General features: G+C 40.7%; 19 protein-coding genes. 13 read left to right on the top strand and 6 right to left on the bottom strand.

What is annotated here, in order from left to right; genetic code table 11:
* The first annotated feature begins 73 nt into the window (after nucleotides 1-73).
* The 4 genes from cydD (at nucleotide 74) to infA (ending at nucleotide 4,659) form a co-directional block, all read left to right on the top strand.
* Nucleotides 74-1,843 (top strand): heme ABC transporter permease/ATP-binding protein CydD, encoded by a 1,770-nt coding sequence (gene cydD / locus Xbud_RS14480; protein ID WP_099136719.1) that lies wholly within the window; start codon nucleotides 74-76, stop codon nucleotides 1,841-1,843.
* A gap of 2 nt (nucleotides 1,844-1,845) precedes the next feature.
* The gene (cydC, locus tag Xbud_RS14475; protein WP_099136718.1) at nucleotides 1,846-3,582 is read left to right on the top strand and encodes a heme ABC transporter ATP-binding protein/permease CydC; all 1,737 of its coding nucleotides are present in this window, start codon (nucleotides 1,846-1,848) and stop codon (nucleotides 3,580-3,582) included.
* 14 nt (nucleotides 3,583-3,596) lie between these two features.
* The gene (gene aat / locus Xbud_RS14470) at nucleotides 3,597-4,286 is read left to right on the top strand and encodes a leucyl/phenylalanyl-tRNA--protein transferase (RefSeq protein ID WP_099136717.1); all 690 of its coding nucleotides are present in this window, start codon (nucleotides 3,597-3,599) and stop codon (nucleotides 4,284-4,286) included.
* A 154-nt stretch (nucleotides 4,287-4,440) separates the two neighbouring features.
* A complete protein-coding gene (infA, locus tag Xbud_RS14465) occupies nucleotides 4,441-4,659 on the top strand; it encodes a translation initiation factor IF-1 (RefSeq protein WP_002211347.1) in 219 nt (72 codons plus the stop codon).
* 118 nt (nucleotides 4,660-4,777) lie between these two features.
* Here infA and clpA read toward each other — a convergent pair whose 3' ends face one another.
* Together clpA and clpS are read right to left on the bottom strand one after the other, a co-directional pair.
* Nucleotides 4,778-7,063, bottom strand: coding sequence for an ATP-dependent Clp protease ATP-binding subunit ClpA (gene clpA, locus Xbud_RS14460; protein WP_099136716.1), 2,286 nt, complete (start codon nucleotides 7,061-7,063; stop codon nucleotides 4,778-4,780).
* 31 nt (nucleotides 7,064-7,094) lie between these two features.
* A complete protein-coding gene (clpS, locus tag Xbud_RS14455) occupies nucleotides 7,095-7,415 on the bottom strand; it encodes an ATP-dependent Clp protease adapter ClpS (RefSeq protein ID WP_099136715.1) in 321 nt (106 codons plus the stop codon).
* 324 nt (nucleotides 7,416-7,739) lie between these two features.
* Between clpS and cspD the strand changes: the two genes are divergently transcribed.
* The 6 genes from cspD (at nucleotide 7,740) to artM (ending at nucleotide 12,665) form a co-directional block, all read left to right on the top strand.
* The gene (cspD, locus tag Xbud_RS14450; protein WP_099136714.1) at nucleotides 7,740-7,985 is read left to right on the top strand and encodes a cold shock-like protein CspD; all 246 of its coding nucleotides are present in this window, start codon (nucleotides 7,740-7,742) and stop codon (nucleotides 7,983-7,985) included.
* Between the two features lie 580 nt (nucleotides 7,986-8,565).
* The gene (locus Xbud_RS14445; RefSeq protein ID WP_099136713.1) at nucleotides 8,566-9,468 is read left to right on the top strand and encodes a LysO family transporter; all 903 of its coding nucleotides are present in this window, start codon (nucleotides 8,566-8,568) and stop codon (nucleotides 9,466-9,468) included.
* Nucleotides 9,469-9,695: 227 nt separating this feature from the next.
* Nucleotides 9,696-10,424, top strand: a complete 729-nt coding sequence (artP, locus tag Xbud_RS14440) for an arginine ABC transporter ATP-binding protein ArtP (RefSeq protein WP_099136712.1) — start codon at nucleotides 9,696-9,698, stop codon at nucleotides 10,422-10,424.
* A gap of 105 nt (nucleotides 10,425-10,529) precedes the next feature.
* Nucleotides 10,530-11,267, top strand: coding sequence for an arginine ABC transporter substrate-binding protein (gene artJ / locus Xbud_RS14435; protein ID WP_099136711.1), 738 nt, complete (start codon nucleotides 10,530-10,532; stop codon nucleotides 11,265-11,267).
* Between the two features lie 14 nt (nucleotides 11,268-11,281).
* On the top strand, nucleotides 11,282-12,004 hold the full coding sequence (gene artQ / locus Xbud_RS14430) for an arginine ABC transporter permease ArtQ (protein ID WP_099136710.1): 723 nt from the start codon (nucleotides 11,282-11,284) through the stop codon (nucleotides 12,002-12,004).
* On the top strand, nucleotides 11,997-12,665 hold the full coding sequence (gene artM / locus Xbud_RS14425; RefSeq protein ID WP_099136709.1) for an arginine ABC transporter permease ArtM: 669 nt from the start codon (nucleotides 11,997-11,999) through the stop codon (nucleotides 12,663-12,665). Before artQ ends, artM begins: the two co-directional genes overlap by 8 nt.
* A 108-nt stretch (nucleotides 12,666-12,773) precedes the next feature.
* Here the strand turns inward: artM and rlmC are convergent, their stop codons facing one another.
* From rlmC to Xbud_RS14410, 3 genes are all read right to left on the bottom strand, one after another.
* Entirely contained in the window at nucleotides 12,774-13,907 is a 1,134-nt protein-coding gene (gene rlmC / locus Xbud_RS14420; RefSeq protein WP_099136708.1) for a 23S rRNA (uracil(747)-C(5))-methyltransferase RlmC, read from the bottom strand.
* Nucleotides 13,908-13,931: 24 nt separating this feature from the next.
* The gene (locus tag Xbud_RS14415) at nucleotides 13,932-14,429 is read right to left on the bottom strand and encodes a type III secretion system chaperone family protein (protein ID WP_099136707.1); all 498 of its coding nucleotides are present in this window, start codon (nucleotides 14,427-14,429) and stop codon (nucleotides 13,932-13,934) included.
* Nucleotides 14,430-14,509: 80 nt separating this feature from the next.
* Nucleotides 14,510-14,821: a YbjC family protein gene (locus Xbud_RS14410; RefSeq protein WP_099136706.1), complete on the bottom strand. Its 312-nt coding sequence runs from the start codon at nucleotides 14,819-14,821 to the stop codon at nucleotides 14,510-14,512.
* A gap of 260 nt (nucleotides 14,822-15,081) precedes the next feature.
* Between Xbud_RS14410 and Xbud_RS14405 the strand changes: the two genes are divergently transcribed.
* The 3 genes from Xbud_RS14405 (at nucleotide 15,082) to Xbud_RS14395 (ending at nucleotide 18,672) form a co-directional block, all read left to right on the top strand.
* Nucleotides 15,082-15,345, top strand: coding sequence for a GrxA family glutaredoxin (locus tag Xbud_RS14405; RefSeq protein WP_099136705.1), 264 nt, complete (start codon nucleotides 15,082-15,084; stop codon nucleotides 15,343-15,345).
* Nucleotides 15,346-15,794: 449 nt separating this feature from the next.
* Nucleotides 15,795-16,424, top strand: a complete 630-nt coding sequence (gene ybjG, locus Xbud_RS14400) for an undecaprenyl-diphosphate phosphatase (RefSeq protein WP_099136704.1) — start codon at nucleotides 15,795-15,797, stop codon at nucleotides 16,422-16,424.
* Between the two features lie 943 nt (nucleotides 16,425-17,367).
* Complete coding sequence (locus tag Xbud_RS14395; protein ID WP_099136703.1) at nucleotides 17,368-18,672, top strand: HAAAP family serine/threonine permease; 1,305 nt, start codon at nucleotides 17,368-17,370, stop codon at nucleotides 18,670-18,672.
* Nucleotides 18,673-18,796: 124 nt separating this feature from the next.
* Here Xbud_RS14395 and Xbud_RS14390 read toward each other — a convergent pair whose 3' ends face one another.
* Nucleotides 18,797-20,002, bottom strand: a complete 1,206-nt coding sequence (locus Xbud_RS14390) for a serine hydrolase (protein WP_422645753.1) — start codon at nucleotides 20,000-20,002, stop codon at nucleotides 18,797-18,799.
* Nucleotides 20,003-20,027 lie beyond the last annotated feature (25 nt).

The raw sequence follows: 20,027 nt of genomic DNA, 5'->3' as shown, positions 1-20,027 counted from the left end.
GCGAAAGCTGGCAATACAATTACCAGCTTTTTTGATACGCCGTATCATCATCTGCTAATCTGAAATTTTTCTTATGGACAAAACAAGACAATCTGAACTTGTTCGATGGCTGAAGCAACAAAGCGCCTCAGCCCGTCAATGGCTTCGTCTATCCATGCTACTAGGGCTAATTAGTGGTTTACTGATTATCACTCAGGCCTGGCTTCTCGCTTCCATTCTTCAGGCGCTTATTATGGATAATGTCCCCCGTGAAAATCTCATCAACCAATTCCTGATGTTGATGGCTTCTTTCACGCTGAGAGCTATTGTCAGTGCTGTCCGAGAACGTATCGGGTTTATCTGCGGTAAAGTCGTGCGTCAACAAATTCGCAGTATGGTATTGGATAAACTGACACAATTGGGTCCTGTTTGGGTAAAAGGCAAACCTGCTGGTAGCTGGGCGACCATTATTCTGGAGCAAATTGAAGACATGCAGGATTTTTATTCCCGCTATTTACCTCAAATGACCCTTGCGGCTACTATCCCTGCCTTAATCCTGATCACTATCTTTCCCATCAATTGGGCCGCTGGCGTTATTCTATTCGTAACTGCGCCATTGATCCCTATTTTCATGGCTTTGGTCGGATTAGGGGCTGCCGATGCTAACCGGCGCAATTTTGTTGCACTTGGTCGTTTAAGTGGTAACTTCCTGGATCGTTTACGTGGTCTCGAAACTCTGCGTTTGTTCCATCGGGGAAAAGCCGAAATTAAACAAATTACCGAATCGACAGAAGATTTCCGACGCAGGACAATGGAAGTACTACGTATGGCATTTTTATCTTCTGCTGTATTAGAGTTCTTTACCGCTGTTTCCATTGCTGTTGTTGCTGTTTATTTTGGTTTTTCTTATCTGGGAGAGTTGCATTTTGGCAGTTATGGTTTTGGCGTGACATTATTTGCTGGTTTCCTCGCACTTATCCTTGCTCCTGAATTCTTCCAACCGCTACGTGATTTGGGCACTTTTTATCATGCTAAAGCCCAGGCTGTGGGCGCTGCGGAATCACTTTTCACCTTGTTAAGCAGCGATGGGGAACACACCACATACGGCGGCAGAAAAACCTTGTCAGATAAAGAAACAGTGACTATTGAAACAAGCGAATTGGAAGTTCTGTCACATGATGGGCATCGTCTGGCCGGTCCTTTAAATTTTACAATTGATAAGCATCAACGGATTGCATTAGTGGGAAAAAGCGGCGCAGGAAAAAGTACACTGATAAATGTGTTACTCGGTTTTCTTCCTTACCGGGGTTCATTGAAAATCAATGGAAACGAATTGCGTGAGCTTGATCTCGACAAATGGCGTCAACAATTAAGTTGGGTTGGGCAGAACCCCCATCTGCCGGAACAAACGATACTCGATAATATTCGTCTTGGTCAATTTGACGCGACACAAGAACAGATCCACGATGTAATGAAACGCGCTTATGTCGATGAGTTTGTCTGTGATCTCCCTGATGGCATAAACACAGTTATTGGCGAGAATGCTGCTCGCCTATCTGTTGGACAAGCACAGCGTATCGCTGTAGCACGGGCATTATTAAATCCGTGCCAACTCTTGTTACTGGATGAACCCGCAGCCAGCCTTGATGCTAATAGTGAACAACGCGTAATGATGGCATTGAATCAAGCATCCAGTCAGCAAACGACATTATTGGTTACACACTTACTGGAAGAAACGCTGGAATATGACCAAATCTGGGTTATGGAGGGCGGATTAATTATCGAAAAAGGTAACTATCAAATGTTGAGCCAATCTCAAAGTGCATTTTCCCATCTGTTGTCTCATCGCAGTGTGGAGCTTTAATCATGCGTGTATTACTCCCTTTTCTCGCACTATACCGCCGCCATTGGTTTCTTATTAGCTTAGGTATGATTTTGGCAGTTGTAACCCTACTATCCAGTATTGGCTTACTTACGCTGTCCGGTTGGTTTCTTGCCGGCACTGCTGTAGCAGGATTTGCCGGAAAATATACCTTCAATTATATGCTGCCTGCGGCAGGTGTCCGTGGGGCAGCTATTTTTCGCACTGCCGGACGTTATGGTGAACGGTTGGTCAGCCATGATGCTACATTCCGGGTATTGGCTCATCTTCGGGTTTTTACCTTCCAGAAGATCCTGCCACTTTCTCCGGGAGGTATCACTCGTTTTCGCCAGGGAGAGTTATTGAATAGGATTGTGGCTGATGTCGAAACGTTAGATCATCTCTATCTACGCGTCATGTCTCCCGTCCTTGCTGCACTTACCGTCATTATTGTCCTGACATTTGGCTTGGGGTTCCTTGATAAGACGCTTGCCTATACTCTTGGTGGTATTCTGTTAGGGCTGCTGCTGACATTACCTTTTGTGTTTTATCATGTGGGCAAACCTTACGGCAGGAATATCACTTTATTACGCGGCCAATATCGAACATTGCTCACTAGTGCATTACAAGGCCAGGCGGAGTTAGCCGTATTCGGTGCTCTCCAGCGCTTCCGCCACTCAATGTCTGAGGTTGAATCCAAGTGGTTAAAGTGTCAACAACAACAAGCTAATCTGACGGGGATTTCTCAAGCCATTATGATTTTTGCCACTGGCATCACAGTGACACTGATACTGTGGCTGGCAGCAGCAGGTATAGGCGGAAACAATCAACCCGGAGCGTTGATTGCTCTGTTTACATTCTGTGCTCTTGCTGCTTTTGAGTCCCTTGGGCCAGTCACTGTAGCTTTCCAGCACATGGGGCAAGTTATCTCCTCAGCTACACGTGTCTCTCAGTTAATCCATCAGAAAGCTGAAGTCACCTTCCCTGAGCACGGGCCAGAAAGTACAGATAATCTCAGTCTTGAGATAAAAAACATTGATTTCACTTATCCTAATCAACCTTTACCTGTATTACAGAACATTTCTCTGTCTCTGCAAGCTGGTGAACATATTGCTTTGTTGGGCAAAACAGGCTGCGGTAAATCAACTCTTTTACAGTTATTGACCCGTGCATGGGATGTTGATCACGGAGAGATTTTAATCAACCAACAGCCTATCTCTTGTTATGATGAAGCTACACTAAGATCGATGATGTCTATCGTTCCCCAGCGAATACATGTATTCAGTCATACTCTGCGTGAAAATTTGTTATTGGCAAAACCAGATGCTACTGATGAACAATTAACAACTGTTTTAAAGCAGGTCGGATTAGGAAACTTGCTAGACAATAATGAAAAGCTAAACTGTTGGATAGGCGAAGGTGGACGCCAACTTTCTGGCGGTGAACAACGCCGATTGGGCATTGCCAGAGCATTGCTGCATAATTCTCCACTTATGCTTCTGGATGAGCCGACAGAAGGGCTTGATGCAGATACTGAACAACAAATTCTGTCGCTATTACGCGATGGTTGCCAAAATAAAACGCTTATTGTGATTACCCATCGGCTAACTGGCTTACAATACATGGATCGTATCTGTGTAATGGATGGGGGGCGTATCATTGAGCAAGGGCAACACGATGTGTTACTGTCCCAGCACGGGCGTTATTACCAATTCTATCAACGGCAATATTATCCTGAGTAGGAGTGATAACTTTTATGTTGATAGCTCAATTGGATAACTCATGTGAATTTCCTCATCCAACCAATGCATTAGCAGAGCCGAATGGTCTATTGGCATTCGGAGGAGATTTGAGTGCAGAGCGCTTAAAGGCCGCTTATAGTAAGGGAATTTTTCCATGGTTTTCGCCTGATGAGCCTCCCTTATGGTGGTCTCCGGATCCCAGGGCGGTTCTAATCCCGGGAGAATTACATACCGGACGTACTCTGCGACGTTTTATTCGCAAACATTCTTATCAAATTACGGTAAACTATGCTTTCGATCAGGTGATATACGGCTGTGCCCAGCGACAAGAAGGTACGTGGATCGGAGCTAATATTCAGCAAGGTTACCAAACCTTACATCAGGAAGGTCGGGCTCATTCGGTTGAAGTCTGGCATAAACGCCAGCTTGTTGGTGGATTATACGGTGTTAGTGTAGGAGCGCTATTTTGTGGTGAATCAATGTTCAGCAAAATAGAGAATGCATCTAAGTGCGCTTTTGTGGCATTCTATCACCATTTTTTACGTCATGGCGGTCAGCTGTTTGACTGTCAGGTGCTAAATCACCATACAGAGTCACTGGGCGCGAAAAATATTCCAAGGAGAGAATTTCTCCAGTATCTTGAGCAAGGTAAAAAACAATCATTGCAAGCAGGCTGTTGGGATACACAAGTGCTGGAATTATAATCAACACTTGGTGATTTATGCTGTTTACGGTGGGAGTGTCAATTCCATTATGAGGAAAATGATGGTTTAAAATACGACATTCCTTTACATAATGAGGGTTTTTCGGCATTATCTTGTCGGTTAAAGACTATGGTTGTTACATTTAGAGGATTAGATGGCCAAAGAAGACAATATTGAAATGCAAGGCACTGTGTTAGACACACTGCCAAACACTATGTTCCGTGTCGAACTAGAAAACGGACACGTCGTTACTGCTCATATTTCAGGCAAAATGCGTAAGAACTACATCCGCATCCTGACTGGAGACAAGGTTACAGTTGAGCTAACCCCATATGACCTGAGCAAAGGCCGTATCGTCTTCCGTAGCCGCTGATTCACAGACCTTCTTAACACCACAGGTAATGTATTTTTCAGCATTCTCCTGTGGTGTCGTTCTCAGTCATACGGCCAGTGTTTGCCGTACTTATTTATATGCAGTTATTTATATGCAGCTATAGTACGGCATCTTCTGATTTTTTCTTATTCGACTTTTGCACGCCTTTGAAATCGTATTTCAGTACCTGCTTATCTTTATCAAGAGTAATCCTGACAGATCCGCCATGCACTAAGGAACCAAACAGTAATTCATTGGCTAAAGGTTTTTTCAGGCTATCCTGGATCACGCGAGCCATAGGACGGGCTCCCATCGCTTTATCATACCCTTTATCACATAACCACTGACGGGCATCTGTATTGATTTCCAGAGAAACACCTTTCTCATCCAACTGAGCTTGTAATTCAACAATAAATTTATCAACTACTTGCTGAATAACTTCCGCAGAAAGTGCATCAAACCAAATGATACTATCAAGTCGATTACGGAATTCAGGGGTAAAGATTCGCTTAATTTCTCCCATACCATCAATGCTGTTATCCTGCTCAGTGAAACCGATGGATTTACGCTGGGTCTCACGCACCCCGGCATTGGTTGTCATGACCAAAATAACATTGCGGAAATCAGCCTTCCGGCCATTGTTATCAGTCAATGTTCCATTATCCATGACTTGCAGCAGTAAATTGAATACATCAGGATGAGCTTTCTCAATTTCGTCAAGCAGCAATACAGAATGAGGGTGTTTGATAATAGCATCTGTCAATAAACCACCCTGATCATAGCCAACATAACCTGGCGGTGCACCAATCAGGCGGCTAACAGTATGACGTTCCATATATTCAGACATATCAAACCGCAGTAGCTTGATATTAAGTACTTTGGCTAACTGAACTGTCACTTCAGTTTTACCAACCCCTGTAGGCCCCGCAAATAGAAAAGAACCAACAGGTTTATACTCCTGCCTCAATCCAGCACGACTCATTTTAATGGCTTCTGTTAATGCTCCAATTGCTTTGTGCTGACCAAAAACCAACATTTTCAAACGATCATCCAGTGTTCTCAATACATCTTTATCACTGGCTGAAACTGTTTTCTCCGGAATACGGGCAATACGAGCCACAACAGATTCAATGTCTGAAACATTGATTGTCTTTCTGCGACGACTGACCGGGACTAACCTCGTTCGAGCCCCTGCTTCATCAATCACATCAATAGCTTTATCTGGCAAATGACGATCAGAAATGTATTTCACAGATAACTCAACAGCAGCCCGAATAGCTTTCGATGTATAGCGGACATGATGATGCGCCTCATATTTGGCACGTAAGCCATGAATAATCTGTATTGTTTCTTCAGAAGAAGGCTCAAGAATATCAATTTTCTGGAACCGACGAGCCAAAGCGCGATCTTTCTCAAAGATATTGCTGAATTCTTGATAAGTTGTTGAACCAATTACCCGAATACGACCGCTGGATAAAAGTGGTTTAATCAGATTAGCAGCATCCACTTGCCCACCCGAAGCAGCACCAGCCCCGATAATGGTATGAATTTCGTCGATAAAGAGAATACTTTTACTATCTTGTTCTAGTGTTTTTAACAAGGCTTTGAAGCGCTTCTCAAAATCGCCACGATATTTTGTTCCTGCCAGTAACGAACCAATATCCAATGAATAAATCGTGCAATCTTTCATCACTTCCGGGACATCTTTTTGCACAATACGCCATGCAAGCCCTTCCGCAATCGCTGTTTTACCAACCCCGGATTCACCCACAAACAAAGGATTGTTCTTACGCCGACGACATAACACCTGAATTGTCCTTTCCAATTCATGCTGACGTCCGACAAGTGGATCAATCTGCCCTTTCTGCGCTAACAGATTCAGGTTTGTCGTGAAATTCTCCAATCGATCTTCACCTATCACTTGTTCTTCCTGAACTGGATTAACGCTGTGATGAGGCTCATTATCGAGTTCATCTTTACGTGTTCCGTGAGATATAAAATTCACAACATCCAGTCGGCTAACATCATGCTTACGCAGTAAATAAGCCGCCTGAGATTCCTGTTCACTAAAAATAGCAACTAACACATTTGCCCCAGAAACTTCTGAGCGCCCTGAAGATTGAACATGAAATACGGCACGTTGCAAAACACGCTGAAAACTCAACGTTGGTTGTGTATCTCGATCATCATTCTCAGATAGTAAAGGGGTTGTTTGAGTTATAAAATTTTCTAATTCCTGGCGTAATATTGCCAGATCGACCTTACAAGCCTCCAGTGCTTCTCGCGCTGATGTGTTACTTAACAACGCCAGCAATAGGTGCTCTACAGTCATAAATTCATGTCTGCTATCCCTTGCTTTGGCAAAAGCAATGTTGAGACTAAGCTCCAATTCTTGATTGAGCATAAGCACCTCCTCCCAAAATCAATAAGCCAGATCAGACCTTTTCTAGCGTGCAAAGTAACGGATGCTCGTGCTCCTTCGCATACATATTCACTTGCGCAGCCTTAGTTTCTGCGATCTCTGCTGTATAAATACCGCAAATAGCCTTTCCTTGGTAATGGACATCCAGCATTAGTTGCGTTGCTCGTTCAACATCATAAGAAAAGAACTTTTGCAATACGTCAACCACAAACTCCATAGGGGTATAATCATCATTGTTCAGAATAATCTTATACATTGACGGCGGCTGTAACGCTTGCTTTTCTTTATCTTCAACAAATTCTTCAAGATTCAAGCTGTTATAAAACTGACTCATTGTCTTTCCACTGAGTATTATCTTTCTACCGGATTTTAGTATGAACTAATTCATTCTACCTCTATATATTTTATCACTGCATAAAGCACTCTGCTTATTCCCATAGACGATCAGAGCAAGTCTTCCACCTGAAAATCTGATACCGTTATCTATATCAAACTTTAGCGATTTGAGACAACCTGACGCTATTTCTATGCTTGACGATGAAATGAATTTCACTACAGTGTATTTTATGAACACCATTCCTAGCTGAACGACTGTTCATAATCCTGAAATTTTTAGTGATTCCTAAATCCGAAATCATAATACGAGGGATAGAGAAGTATGGAAACAGGTACAGTTAAATGGTTCAATAATGCAAAGGGCTTTGGATTTATTTGCCCGGCTGGCGGCGGCGATGACATATTCGCTCACTATTCAACCATTCAGATGGATGGTTATAGAACGCTGAAAGCGGGACAAAAAGTGAATTTCAGTGTTAATCAAGGCCCTAAAGGCACTCATGCCAGTCTTATTGTTCCTTTGGAAGATGGCTTAAAATCAAAAAAGAGTAATCAAATTAATTCGTAATTTCCACGCCACAGATAAACAAACGTTATTTGTGGCGTGTTATTATCCAATAGCCATATCACTTTTTCTCTGGCTAAGAATCTAAAATCAGCGATAAGCTTGGCACCTCACCTCTTCTGTTCTTATCAACTCTAATATGCCAATTGTCTATCCACGATAGATATAAATGTGTCAGATGTAAATAAATTGGATATAAATGAAATAGATGTAAGAATCAGAAGAACTTTATCATTAAATACCAATGACAATTGATTGAAACCTCTAATATCATAAATTCATATACAATTCAATAGTATACCTCTCTATTCAGTATCAAAATCACTTCATTTTATTTAATGATTTCAACCTTATCATATAGTAAAAAACGCGTTGAATTTCAGTAGGTTTCCCTTTATCCTACTTGTTACTCCAGTGTAAATTTATTGTTGTTATTATTTTTTTGGTTTTTATGACCAGTTAAAGATATACCCGATAGATTATCTGCTACGGCCATAAGTGTGAATGCAGCTAATAATGAAGCTCGTAAGATAAAGGGTATAAAAACAGATAAAAAGACGTTTATTATAATAAGGATTGTGACATGTATTCAGGATTACTAATTATCCTCCTTCCATTGAGCCTGGGTTATCTGATCCGTCTAAATAATAAAACGATACTTATCAGAGTTCACCAACTGCTCAATGTCATGGTTTATCTCATCCTCGTTTTCATGGGTATCAGCCTTGCTATGCTAGAAAATCTGGGTAGTAACCTACTCTCTATCTTGCTATATGCGATGACATTTTTTCTGTGCATCTTTGTAACTAATTTACTGGCACTTTTCCTGTTGGATAAAAGAAAACCGTGGATTATCGCAGAATATAAGCAAGAAAGCCCTCCTTCCCGTCTACATATGGCATTTGATTCCATTAAATTATGCGGTGCTCTAATATTGGGTTTTCTATTTGGTTTGACGGAATGGTCATGGTTTCATTTTGCCAGCAAAGCGAGTGAAATCACCTTAATTTTTTTACTTTTTCTTGTCGGAATTCAGCTACGTAATAACGGCATGACCCTGAAACAAACCCTGATCAATCGCCGTGGAACCATTGTTGCTATCGTTGTCGCTGTCAGTTCTCTTTTAGGTGGTATGCTGGCTGCTTTTCTACTGGGGCTACCGACCAAAACAGGCCTTGCCGTTGCATCTGGCTATGGCTGGTATTCTCTTTCTGGCATTTTACTCTCTGATGCCTATGGTCCAGTATTAGGCAGTACTGCTTTTTTCAATGATTTGGCTCGTGAACTGGCATCAATCATGCTCATCCCCATGCTAATCAATCGATACCGTTCTACAGCATTGGGTTTAACCGGAGCTGCATCAATAGATTTCACATTACCAATATTACAGCGCTGTGGTGGTTTGAGTATCGTACCCGCAGCTATCGTTCATGGTTTCATTTTGAGTTTAATGACACCCATATTTATTGCATTTTTTACCCAGTAGATTTAGCTCATGTTTTTAGTATAAGAAATTTGCAACATCATTTAACAGCATAATACTTAATCGAAAAAACCATATTAGAGAACAAAAAGAAACCAGATAAAATATCGACAGCCTGATTAGTTAACTTATTAAATTGACTAAAACAACAATCTTATGCAGATATTATTGCATAGTTATTCCTTTGAGATTAATATCCCATCAACCAGCTAACTATTCATATTTTTCGCATGAGAATTCAATTAAAAAACATCGATTGTTTCTATGGAACTAATCAAGCTCTGTTTGACATCAATTTCGAATGTACGTCAGGAGAAACCATAGTATTACTAGGGCCTAGTGGTGCGGGCAAAAGTTCCTTACTGCGAGTCCTGAATTTACTGGAGGTGCCACGTTCTGGTCAGTTAAGTATGGCACAGCATCAATTTGACTTTAAACACCCCCCCGGCGAAAAAAAAATCCGTGCCCTACGGCAGAAAGTAGGTATGGTTTTCCAACAATACAATTTGTGGCCACATCTGACTGTAATGGATAACCTGACCGAAGCTCCCCGTCAGGTATTAGGGCTACCTAGACAACAAACACAGGAAAAAGCAGCAAAATTACTCTCCCGTCTTCGTCTGGAGGAATTTTCCAATCGTTTTCCATTACATTTGTCAGGCGGACAACAGCAACGTGTCGCCATTGCACGAGCGTTGATGATGGAACCTCAAGTTCTGCTGTTTGATGAACCCACCTCTGCACTTGATCCAGAAATCACATCTCAAGTCGTTGACATAATAAAAGAATTGGCAGAGACCGGGATCACTCAAATTATTGTGACACATGAAGTAGAGCTTGCCCGTAAAACAGCAAGTCAGTTCATCTATATGGAGAAAGGGCGAATTATAGAAAAAGGTGATGCAAGCCATTTTTTGAAGCCTCACACAGAAGCCTTTGCTAATTATTTGTCACACTAACCCTGTCATATTAATTCAGCCAGGCAGATAACTCGTTAACAAATAAACACCAATAACTTTAATAACATTCATCAACCACATACTTATGAATTACAGGACATGGCTATGAAAAAATTATTGCTTGCAGCCTTACTAAGTTCAATAACACTATCCGCGACCGCAGCAGAGAAACAAACACTCCGTTTTGCCACTGAAGCAACCTATCCCCCCTTTGAGTTTATTGATGCAAATAATAAAATCCAGGGATTCGATGTGGATTTAGCAAACGCTATGTGTAAAAAAATCCATGCCGAATGCACCTTCACCCACCAAGCATTCGATAGTCTCATTCCCAGCCTGAAATTCCGCCGCGTTGATGTATTGATGGCGGGTATCGATATTACACCAGACAGACAGAAACAAGTTGATTTCACTGATACTTATTATGATAATTCGGCCATATTTGTCACTGTCAAAGGGAAATACTCCCAAGTTACTGAACTTAAAGGAAAACAAGTAGGTACTCAAAACGGCACAACCCATCAAAAATACCTCATGGAACAGCATAAGGAGCTAAAAAGCGTTCCTTATGACAGCTATCAAAATGCGATCCTTGATCTGAAAAATGGGCGTATTGATGCACTATTCGGTGATACAGCCGTTGTTAATGAGTGGCTAAAAAAGAATAAAGAACTGAGTACTATTGGCGAAAAAGTTACTGACAAAAATTACTTCGGTACAGGTTTAGGCATAGCTGTTCGTAAGGGCAATACCGTCTTATTGAACAAACTGAACCAGGCTCTGGCTGAAATCAAGCAAGATGGTACTTATGGCACTATCTACAAAAAATGGTTTGAACAATAATTAGCTGAATCTCTATGAGTGAACTTCAATCTTTAATCAGTGCCGCCGGTATAACCGTCGGCCTTGCTGTTGTATCTCTTGTAACTGGTCTGATTCTGGCAATGCTTTTTGCTACCTGGGAGTCTTCCCGTTGGAAACCCTTTGCATTTCTAGGAGCCTGTTGGGTTACTTTGATCCGTGGGTTACCTGAAATTTTAGTGGTTTTCTTTATCTATTTTGGAAGTTCACAACTTCTGATCACCTTGTCAGAAGGCATTGATATCAATCTTGTGGTGTGGCAATTCAGGATACAAATGGAAATTGACAGTTTTGATGTCAGCCCTTTCCTTTGTGGTGTTATTGCCCTCTCCCTGCTTTATTCTGCATATGCCTCTCAAACATTGAGAGGGGCATTGAAAGCAATCCCGATGGGACAACGAGAAGCCGGGCAAGCATTAGGGTTAGGCCAAGGCCGTATCTTTTTTCGTTTAATTATGCCGCAAATGTGGCGTCATGCTTTGCCGGGGCTTGGTAATCAATGGTTAGTCTTACTGAAAGACACAGCATTGGTTTCACTGATAAGTGTTAATGATTTGATGTTACAAACAAAAAGTATTGCCACCCGCACACAAGAGCCATTCACTTGGTATATGATTGCCGCCATTATCTATCTACTTATTACATTGGTGAGCCAATTTATCCTTAAACGACTTGAAGTGCGTGCTACTCATTTTGAACGGAGTGCTTCCGATGTTTGAGTATATAAAGGATATTTTGCCAGGTTTACAAACCAGCCTAAGCCTGACTGTTACCGCATTGCTGGTAGCATTTATGACGTCTGTCATCTTGACTGCTATTCTGACGATGAAACTGCCGATATTATCGCAATTGGTGAAAGGCTACATCACACTGTTTACCGGAACACCCTTGCTCGTGCAATTCTTTTTGATTTACTACGGCCCAGGCCAATTTCCGTCACTGAAAGCATATCCGTGGTTGTGGCAACTCATGTCCGAACCGTGGCTTTGTGCTATGGTGACATTGGCATTAAATAGTGCAGCATATTCGACTCAACTTTTTTACGGTGCGGTTAAAGCGATCCCTGCCGGACAATGGCAATCCTGCGACGCGCTTGGGATGTCAAAAGCACATTCCATGCGCATTCTATTACCTTATGCCTTCAAAAGAGCACTTTCTTCCTATTCAAATGAAGTTGTATTAATTTTCAAAAGCACTTCATTGGCTAGTACGATAACACTGCTGGATATAATGGGATACAGCCAACTCCAGTTTGGCCGCAGCTATGATGCAACAGTATTTGTTGCCGCAGGTATTATTTATCTTTGTATAAATGGCCTTTTAACACTACTCATGCGTCTGATTGAACGACGCACCTTATTATTTGAGCAACGTAATTAAAATTATCTGCATTATTGTTATTTTCGCTTCCATTGTTGATTGCTATTTGTTACTAGTAAATTATTACCAACACATTGTTATCAACAATGGAAATATCCCTCGTTCCGGTTAATTGCCATCAATAACTAATAATGCCAGCGTTTCATAATGCTCTGTATGGGGGAACATATCGAATAATTGTACTTTCTCTATTCGGTATCGTCCGAGCATAGTGATATCTTTTGCCATAGTCTCAGCATTACAGCTTGAATAAAGAATAAATTTAGGAGCCATCCGATTAAGATATTGGCAAAGCTCCTTACCAATTCCCCTGCGTGGAGGATTAACCAACACCAACTCAGGGATCTGAGATTTATCAAGAGCAAAACGTGTAGAATCCAGTGCCTGAAACTCAACATGTTTAAGTCCAAGGCTATTAGCCGAGTTCTTGGCACAATCAATGGCTTCCTCACTGATTTCAATACCAGTCAGCCTTGTCTCTTTATCTGCACAATGCAGACCAAAACCACCTGCACCACAAAACAGATCCCACATACTGTTTATATTTAATTCCCTGACCCACTGCCCGGCAGTCGCATATAATAGTGAAGCAATATCGGGATTAGTCTGGAAAAAGCTACGGGGACGAATGTACAACGGAATATTATTAAAATTATCCTGTAACATTTTCTTTTCAGTAAGAATTATCTCTTTTTCACTTTCCAGGATCGCCATATGGACAAACTGAATATTTGCGGAAATCACCACCAATTGTGGTAATTGTTCTTGTAACCACGGTAAAGCACGTTTTAGCTGTTCCAATTTGGTTTCTGAACGCAGCACAAACCTCAGCATCATTTCTCTGTTAGCACGACTTTCGGTCAATAAAATATATTTGAGCTCACCTCTTTTACGCGCAACGTTGTATGGAACTAATCCCGCTTTAGCAATAAATACTTTTATTACTTCGAATACTGATTGAAAGTGTTGTGGATACAAAGGACAATCGCAAAGATCGACTGCCCTGCCATCCCGATGCAACATCCCAAGTAGCGGACGTTCAACACTGCCACTCACTACCATTTTAGCTTTATTACGAAACTCAGTAAGTTGACTGGCAACAGGAGGCTGCCAGCACGTTATTGATGATTCTTGTAAAAGTTGTTGTAAATGTTCTTGTTTATCAGATAATTGTTTTAAATAGGACTTATCAAGCCACTGGCAGGAGTGACAATGCCCCGCAGTATACTGCACACATTGCATTGTAAAAAACCACATTAAAAAATATTAGTGCAAGGTAAACGTCGAAGTTTGTAATTCTTCATCTTCCACTTCCATTTCACTTTCCATATCACTATTAACATAAAGGAAATTATTACTGTGAACTTCAAAGATCACATTAGCAATTTGTTCCTCACTCTGCTTCAGAAAATGAGAAAATTGTTGGAAAGTCATACCAGCAGCGATAGGAAACGCCTGACAAACAATCAACTTGGGTAAATTTTCATCCTGAACATCAAGAAATGCCTTAACAGTAAGGGAACTGGCATTAATCTGACTCAAATTTGCCACTAATGGAATAATCGCAGTTGGCCTGACTTCCGCCAAAGCGGAGAAAAAGACAACATCCCCTAACAGATCAAGCTTGGCATCAAACAAGCCATCAATGTTCTGCATATGAGGCAAATGTAATACTGGACTTGCTTCATTCTCAAAATAAGAGATTTTGAGTTTATCAAGCCAATTACGTAATGTTGCTAAATTTGGGATAACCATAGAATCCATTGAATCAACCTCATATGACTAAAAGTGACATATGCTACCTTCAGAAAACACGACTAGGATAGCAACATGAAATCGTTAACCTATTTTGTTTTTTCTTCATCAGAGTCAATCTGATGATTTCTACCTGCTTTCTTATGATCAATTCCTAAGAAAGAAAGATTATAGATCGCACGCCAGATAATATGGATAGCTGCGGGTATCAAACAACCAATACCCAATAAGATCATAGCAATGTGTGCTTCTGTCGTCATTAATAAAGGCGATAGAATTATACTACCAGTTATCGACAAATAGACTAAAGCCAACAACCCAATTCCCAATATTTCTAATAAAATAACCAGCTTTGGCATATCAGCCAACGAACGCATCTCTTTTGATGTACTTTTCTTCATTTGTTGACTACCTTCCAAATCTGATATGTGAGATGCTTTTTTAACCGTTTCATCAGGCTATCATACATAAATATCTGCTATATCCTTCGTCTTTCAAGTTGCCTCCTTTGTTGGCTACATTTTGAAATCCACGAGGTATAATTGGCGGGATTGATTAAAACGAAATGAAATTCCTGCTTTTTTTTACCCACGCTTACAGGCATAGTAACCCAAGATGACATATCTATGTAGTCCATGATTATTACCAATAAGGAGTTTATATGTACACAGTCATTTTTGGTCGTCCTGGTTGCCCATACTGCGTCCGAGCTAAAGAGTTGGCTGAAAAATTAAAAACAGAGCGCGAAGATTTTGACTACCGCTATGTTGATATCTGGGCAGAAGGCATCACCAAAGACGACTTATCAAAAACAGTAGGTAAGCCTGTTGAGACGGTTCCTCAAATTTTCATTGATGAAAAACACATTGGCGGTTGTACAGATTTTGAAGACTACGCCAAAGAAAACCTAGAACTGTACAAATAATCATATTATCCGCTATTTAGGTGAAAGAAAAATTCTCTTTCTGAATAGCGGTATACGCCTAAATATTCCACAAAATTCCAACCCATACAGCTCAAACTACTGCCGCACTAAAAAAATTCTGTAATTTTTTTCGATATCGAGAACTTTCATGTTTTCACACAGTCTCAATTAGTGCCACTGCTTTTCTTTGATGTCCCCATATTGAGGAGCCCGATGGTCATCCCCTTTGGTTAAAGACTATCGGGTTTTTTGTTTATACCGGAAAGGAAAAAAGCACGCCTAAGGAGTATCCTGCCCTGCGCTTATCAATACATTATTTACTCACCTCAAATTTAATCAGTATTAAACAATATGACGAATTAAGGCGATATCTCTTTACTAAGCCACATGATAAAATTACTGTTTTGCACAATATTTGATAAAAAGCACATTATCATATTTTTACTTCAATGCGCTGTGTGAGGCTCATTTTGCTAGAACAACTGAACCACGATTTATTTACTCTTATCAATGCTACACCAGATTCATCACCAGGCATGATCATGTTTTCAATCTTTGTTGCAAAATATATGGTGTATATTTACCCCACCACCTTAGCAATTTGCTGGCTTTGGGGGAAAAAAGAAGCTATCTCACACCAGCGCATTGTTGTCAGCAAATCTTGTATTGCCTTTGCCTTTGCAATGACGGTTTCAGCAATCATTGGAATGCTGGTTCCTCATGTACGCCCTTTTGTTGAAGGTGTTGGCCATAATTTTCTTGCTCATGCGCCAACAGTTTCTTTCCCCAGTAATCACGGTACAGCTGTGTTTACTTTCGCATTAGCATTTATCTTCTGGCACCGCATCTGGTCAGGTTTTTGCCTGACGGTTATTGCCTGCGCTATTGCCTGGGCCAGAGTCTATGTCGGAGTTCACTGGCCAATTGATATGCTTGGCGCATTTTTGGTCAGCCTTATGGGATGTGCATTTTCCCAAATATTCTGGCACCTGTATGGAGCATGTTTGCAAAGCAAACTAACCTACCTTTACCAATTCTGCTGTGCCTTTTTAATCAGAAGAGGTTGGATACAAAGTTAAATCAAGCACTCAACATAGCAAGCAATAGAAAATGGATTCCCCCAGAAAATTAAAACATTGTAACTGGGGGGGACTATGATTAAAAAAGTGAGTGTGGCTGAACACAATAACTTCTCATTTAACCAAGCCTCTGGGTTATCTAAAAAACAAATAAATCAGCAATCGGTATAAAACACTTACGCTATATACAACATTTCATAACCGTAATAAGATTACTCTTTCTTTACAAATCAAACCTTGTTTGATTTTTTTTCATTCAATGTTTTTTTAACATCAAGAAGATTATTAATTCATAACATTAATGAAATCAAAATCCCAATCATACAGCACACATTTTAAACCAAAATAAAAGACACTATTATTTTACTGTTATTTCATAATGATACAGTGAAATAAAGGGGAAGGAATTTATAGCTAAAGAGATAAAAGTTATATTAATCTGGGACTGGAATCCCTCATGAAAAAATAATATATTAACACTTGAATGAAAAATCAGGAATAGTAGAACAAACACAGAATGTTAAAATTCAACTGATGATATTTATTATCCACTTTTTATGGATGCATTTTATTTTAATATTTAATTAACATCATCATAAAAATTCATAACATACTAACTTTATGATATAAATCTTACAATTGCGAGAGCGATCACGGTACATTTTACTAAAAATAATTATATTTCCCCTATCAAAAGTATGTGGTTAAGCTTTTTTGATTTAAGCATCAAAAAATAGAACTAAACTGGATCTCGAATCCTCTGCTTAAGATGACCGTATTTTAGGCAATATTATTTGTATAGAAATAAAAGTGTTTAAATAAACATCAGAACAATATCTGACAATTTATTACTCATTATAACGAATCCAATTCGCGCATTTTATTAATGTGCGGGTTTAGCAGTTTTTAAATTTTACTTTATCGCGTTTTTTCGGAGATATTTATGGACACATCTCAAACAGGTTCAATCGCATCCTCTGCTTCCGGCAAAAGCGATTACTCTACCTGGCGTAAATCAGACACTGTATGGATGTTGGGATTATATGGTACAGCCATTGGCGCTGGCGTTCTGTTTCTTCCCATAAACGCCGGTATTGGCGGGTTAATACCACTGATCATCATGGCACTGCTTGCACTTCCGATGACATTCTTTGCTCACCGCGGAATGTGTCGCTTTGTCTTGTCCGGCAAAAATAGCGGCGAAGATATCACTGGCGTGGTAGAAGAGCATTTCGGTAAAGTTGCGGGCTTTTTGATCACTATTCTGTACTTCTTTGCAATTTACCCTATCCTGCTGGTTTATAGTGTTGCACTAACCAATACAGTAGATAGTTTTATTATCCACCAGCTACATATGGACGCTCCACCTCGTGCACTGCTGGCACTGTTATTAATCCTGGGCGTCATGAGCATTGTTCGTTTCGGTGAACAAGCCATTGTCAAAGCAATGAGTGTCCTAGTGTTCCCATTTGTCACCGTTTTGATGCTTCTGGCTCTGTATCTAATCCCTCACTGGAACACTGCTATCTTTGACACTTTGTCGCTGGAAAATGCCGTATCTTCAACCAATAGTCATGGCCTATTGTTCACCCTGTGGTTGGCAATCCCAGTAATGGTTTTCTCTTTCAACCATTCCCCGATCATCTCTGCATTTGCTGTGGCAAAACGTGAAGAGTACGGTGAAAATGCGGAGAAAAAATGTTCAAGCATTCTGGGCTATGCTCACATTATGATGGTACTGACAGTCATGTTCTTCGTCTTGAGCTGCGTACTAAGCCTATCACCTGAAAATCTGGCAGAAGCTAAAGCACAGAACATTACTATTTTGTCTTATCTCGCTAACCATTTTAATGCTCCAGTCATTGAATACATTGCACCATTCATTGCCTTTATCGCAATTACCAAGTCATTCCTTGGTCACTATCTGGGTGCCCGTGAAGGCTTTAATGGCATCGTTAACAAAGCACTGATCACGCAAGGAAAAACTATTCAGCACAAGACACTGAATCGTATCACTAATTTGTTCATGCTAATCAGTGCTTGGATTATAGCAACACTTAACCCAAGTATCCTGAACATCATTGAATCTCTGGGTGGGCCAATCATTGCCATGATCCTGTTCATCATGCCAATGTATGCTATTCATAAGGTTCCGGCTATGCGCAAATATGCAGGCAAGCCAAGCAATATCTTTGTTATTTTGACAGGGTCAATTGCTATTTCAGCAGCCGTTTACTCTGTGATGTAATGAACATATCAGGCAGCTTTCTACAGTCGCTGCCCTGAAATAAATGCCAGCCACGATAAAGGGGACTGGCATTTTTTTAACTTCTAACTATTTTCAAGTTATTATATCTTTACTTAATCGTTCACTAACTGAAAATTGAGTTAAACCAACCGCTGACGGTCAGTACAATAAAATCCCAAATGCGGCCAAAGAACCCCGCCTCCTCAACGGCTTCTTTTACTACCAGCGGGCGTTGTTCAATGACCTTACCATCCAACATAAAATTAACCGTTCCTACAACCTGATTCTTTGTCAATGGCGCTTCCAGTGGTGTCTGATTCAGTGTAAAACTTGCTTTCAAATTACCCGACTGTCCACGCAAAACCGTAACTGCCGCATCTTTTTCTACCCCTAAAGCAACTTCCGGGCGGGTTCCATACCACACTTTTTCGGTTACCAGTACATCATCGGCCTTAAGTGGGATACTGGTTTCATAAAAACGAAAACCCCATGCCAGAAGCTTTTCACTGTCCACAAAACGAATTCGATCACTTGAAGCCCCCAGAACAACTGAGATTAAACGCATTGGGCCTTCTGTTGCAGAGGCGACAAGATTATATCCTGCTCCGCTGGTATGGCCTGTCTTTATACCATCCACACTCATGTTTTGATTCCACAACAAGCGGTTGCGATTAGGCTGGCGGATTTTGTTGAAAGTGAATTCTTTTTCTTTATTCAGTGCATATTCTTCTGGAACATCACGGATCATTGCTTGCCCCAAAAGTGCCATATCACGAGCAGTGCTATACTGCCCGGTAGCATCTAAACCATGAACAGTCTTAAAATGAGTATTTGTCAAACCCAGCGATTGAGAGTATTTATTCATTAAATCAACAAAAGCATCCTGACTGCCTGCAACATAATCTGCAAGAGCAATACTGGCATCATTGCCAGACTGGATCACAATACCACGATTTAAATCAATGACTTTAACTCTATCTCCAGGTTTTAAAAACATCAGGGATGACCCTTTAAGCACCGGATTACCTGTCGCCCAGGCATCCTTTCCGACAGTGACCAAATCCTCTTGGGAAATTTTGCCAGCTTTCATCGACTGCCCAATCACATAGCTGGTCATCATTTTTGTCAGACTCGCAGGATCCAAACGCTCATCAGGGTTATTTGACGCCAGAATTTTTCCACTGGCATAGTCCATCAAAATATAAGCTTTAGCATCAATCTCTGGCTCAGCTGGTTCATTTATCGCGTATAAGTTGGTACTTGCCAGCCAAAAAACACTCAGCCCCACCGTAAAAGACTTTATTATCTTTATCTGACCGCTTTTTTTCATCATCTCCCGCCTTTTTTCTCTGACA

Source organism: Xenorhabdus budapestensis (assembly GCF_002632465.1).
Lineage (GTDB): Bacteria > Pseudomonadota > Gammaproteobacteria > Enterobacterales > Enterobacteriaceae > Xenorhabdus > Xenorhabdus budapestensis.
Note: the sequence above shows the minus strand (reverse complement) of the source record. Positions and strands in the feature narration are given on the sequence as shown.